Origin of the sequence: Bordetella sp., assembly GCF_051960075.1 — a bacterium.
Taxonomy (GTDB): domain Bacteria; phylum Pseudomonadota; class Gammaproteobacteria; order Burkholderiales; family Burkholderiaceae_B; genus Bordetella.
Map to the genome: position 1 here is coordinate 1 of NZ_JBQCER010000034.1, position 3,256 is coordinate 3,256.

3 protein-coding genes are annotated in these 3,256 nt (G+C 65.4%); all 3 read right to left on the reverse strand.

Annotation, left to right across the window (positions count from 1 at the left end; all coding sequences use genetic code 11):
• Positions 1-114: 114 nt before the first annotated feature.
• Positions 115-1,974, reverse strand: a complete 1,860-nt coding sequence (locus ACTHJ1_RS04485) for an ABC transporter ATP-binding protein/permease (protein WP_440188315.1) — start codon at positions 1,972-1,974, stop codon at positions 115-117.
• Positions 1,971-2,819: an extracellular solute-binding protein gene (locus tag ACTHJ1_RS04490; RefSeq protein ID WP_440188321.1), complete on the reverse strand. Its 849-nt coding sequence runs from the start codon at positions 2,817-2,819 to the stop codon at positions 1,971-1,973. Before ACTHJ1_RS04490 ends, ACTHJ1_RS04485 begins: the two co-directional genes overlap by 4 nt.
• A gap of 123 nt (positions 2,820-2,942) precedes the next feature.
• On the reverse strand, positions 2,943-3,256 hold a 314-nt coding region (locus tag ACTHJ1_RS04495; protein WP_440188318.1), incomplete at its 5' end, for a DnaB-like helicase C-terminal domain-containing protein.

Consider the following 3,256-nt stretch of genomic DNA (forward strand, 5'->3'; position numbering starts at 1 on the left):
GGAAAGCCCCCGCCCTCCCTACGGAAGCTCTCGGCAGCCTCCAACAGGCCGCAAAGCCCCGGCGCCTGCGCAACCCGACCGACTACCAGGGTCTTTGAGCGTCGATGTCGCAGCCTATGTCGGTAGCCAGATAGAGATCGATGAAGAGTCGATGTGCAGGCGCACAGGGGTATTGTCGAATGTGGACTCGTCTGCGCGCGTGTCGAGCACGACGCCGCCGATGCGCACTTGCGCATAGCGCTCGCCGCGCCGCAGTTGCAGGTTTTCGATGCGGCCGATGTAAGTGCCTTGATCGGTGGCGTGTATGCCGTCGGGCGCGACGCGCCACATCACGAGCGAGCCTACGGCGTAGCTGCAGGCATTGGGACGCAATACGAGACCGGCCTGGGTATCGATGGCGCCGTCGTCGCGTACGATGCCCTCCCCGATGTTGGGCAGTCCCAATAGTTCGGCAACGCGCGCGCTGGCCGGGCGCGCGTATAGCTCGTGCACCGGGCCGGCCTGCAACGTACGGCCGTGCTCCAGCACGAGGATCTCGTCGGCGAGCAGCGCGGCTTCGTCGGGATCGTGGGTGACGACGATCGTGACCGCGTCGATATCGCGCTGCAGCGCGCGCAGCGAGGCCTGCAGCAGGCGGCGGCGCGGCGTGTCGAGCGCGGAGAACGGTTCGTCGAACAACAGAAGCTGACTGTGCTGCGTCAGGGCGCGCGCCAGCGCGACGCGCTGCCGCTGGCCGAACGAGAGCTGCGCGGGCAGATGCTGCGTGAGACTGGTCAGGCCTAGGTGGTCGAGCCAATAGCGCGCGCCGGCGGCGTCGGCCGCGACCGGAAAAGCCAGCTGTCGAGCGACCGTCATGTGCGGGAAAAGGCCATAGTCCTGCGGCATGTAGCCGATGCCCCGGCGTTCGGGCGGCAGCGCGGCGAGGTCGATATCGCCGAGCACGACGTGGCTGCGCAAGGTGCCGAGCCTGTTCTGCCCGAGACCGGCTATCAGACGCAGCGTCATCGATTTGCCCGAACCCGAAGGGCCCACGATGGCGAGCCTGCGCGCGTTCGGAGCCCAGCGCACATCGAGATGAAAGGCGCCGGCGCGGTGTTCCAGCTCGAAGGCCAGGCGCGTGCTGCCGGCAAGCGCAGGGACGACCGGCACGATGCCTGCCAACTCCTCGGCGGCGGTATCGGCAGCGCCCGCCGCATCGGACTCGGCATGGCTGCGGCGGCGATAGATCGAGAGGGCCGCGCACAGCAGTGCGATCGCGAGCGTGGGCAGCAGCAGCGGCATCATCGCCGGCAGGCCCTGGCTGCCGAACATGACATAGGTGTAGATGGGCAAAGAATACGGGTGATAGGCCACCATGACCGTCGCGCCGAATTCTCCGAATGCGCGCAGCCATGCGAGCGCGAGTCCCGCGCCGATGGCCGGCCAGGCCATGGGCAGCATGACGCGCAGAAAGCGGCTGCCGGCATGATGGCCGAGCGTGGCCGCGACGTCCTCGTAGACAGGATCGACCGCCGCAAACGCCGAGCGCGCGGCAATGATGAGAAACGGCGCCGAAACGAAGCTCTCGGCAATCACGATGCCCGCGAACGAGTCGGTCAGTGTGCCGCCGAAAAGGCTGCCGATTATGCTGTACGGCCCGAGCAGAAACAGTAGCAGCACGCCGCTGGCGAGCGGCGGCAGCGCAAGGGGTAGCTGCACGACAAAGCCGAGGACGGCCATGCGCCGCGAGGTCGAGCGCGCCAGGAAATAGCCCAGCGGTACCCCGCCCAGCAACACGATCAGGGTCGAGACGCTCGCGCTGGCGGCCGAGACGCCAACAGCGGACCAGGTCTGGCTCCAGTCGACGTTGGCCCAATCGGCCCGGCCGATCTGCGGGATGCCGGCAAGAAACGGCGCGCACAGATACAACGCAAGCAGCGCCGCCAGCCATGCGATAGGCCGGGCCGCGATAGGCCGGGCCGCGATCGGTTTCATCGAGCGGACGCCTCGATCATGGCTTGCACCGACGCGGGCATCAGCAGCGGATTGCCGGTGGTCGTGGGCTTGATCACGTCGATGCCGTGCGCCTCGAGTAGCGCCTCGCCCTGCTTGCTCAGGAGGAAATTGACGAATTTGGCCGCGCCCTCGGCATTGGGGGCGTCGGCAAGAATGGTCAGGGTGTAGTCCGCCTGGGCGTGCAGCGCGGCCTCGGGCGCCACGGCGGGAATGTTCAGGTCGGACGTCTCGGTCGAGTAAAAAAAGCCCGCGTCGAGTTGCCCCGACTGCAGCCGGCCGACGAGCGTTTCTTCCGGCAGCACCTGCGCGGGGTTCTCCGGCGCGCCCAGAATCTTCTGCGCGAGGTCGGGCTGCCGGTAAAGCTTGGCGGCCCTGTCTACCATTTGCACGGTGAACGCACCCTTGGGATCCAGCTTGGGATCGGTGCGGCCGATGCGAATGCCCGGCTCCTGCAGCACCTGGTCCCAGCGCCGGGTCTTGAAATCTTTGACGAACTTGCTGTGCGGGTTGTAGCCGATCATCAGAGGCGACTTGGCGAAGTTGACATACCAGGTCACATGATTGCCATTGGACTCGCCCATCAGAGCGCCGTTGACTTTGGGGCTCGCACTGATGAAAACGTCGCCTCGGCGAAGCTTGCCCTTGATCTCGTTGGCGATCTTGTTCGAGCCTGCGGCATAGCCCCGAAAGTCCAGGCCGGCAGCCTTCTCGAACGCGGGGCCGACGCTGTGCTCCATCAGGTTCACAAGCGAGCCTGCGTACAGAACGTTCACGGTGCCGTGGTCGGCAGCCAAGGCCGGCGCGCCGGCCGCAGCCAGAGACATGACCAAAAAGAGACTGACGGTGCGCAGCAGTTTGAAGGCCACGGAATACACTCTCGCGTCGTTATAACTAGCGATATATTACGCCAGCCGGATGCACGGGCCGAAAGGCCCGATGCGGGAGCGTTAGTATCCTGATGCCGAGAAGTTCAGGAAGCGCGTGCTGGAACCCTGGAAAGTCAGGCGCACGGTGCCGATGGGGCCGTTACGCTGCTTGCCGATGATGATCTCGGCCGAGCCCTTGTCGGGAGAATCCGGGTTGTAGACTTCGTCGCGATAGATGAAAAGGATCAGGTCAGCATCCTGCTCGATAGCACCCGACTCCCGCAAGTCCGACATGACGGGACGTTTGTTCGGGCGTTGTTCCAGGCTGCGGTTCAATTGGGATAATGCGACCACGGGTACGTGCAATTCTTTCGCCAGCCCCTTGAGCGAACGCG

Coding starts and splice junctions, on each gene's coding strand:
- ACTHJ1_RS04485 (WP_440188315.1), bottom strand. CDS start 1,974: ATGAAACCGATCGCGGCCCGGCCTATCGCGGCCCGGCCTATCGCATGG.
- ACTHJ1_RS04490 (WP_440188321.1), bottom strand. CDS start 2,819: ATGTCTCTGGCTGCGGCCGGCGCGCCGGCCTTGGCTGCCGACCACGGC.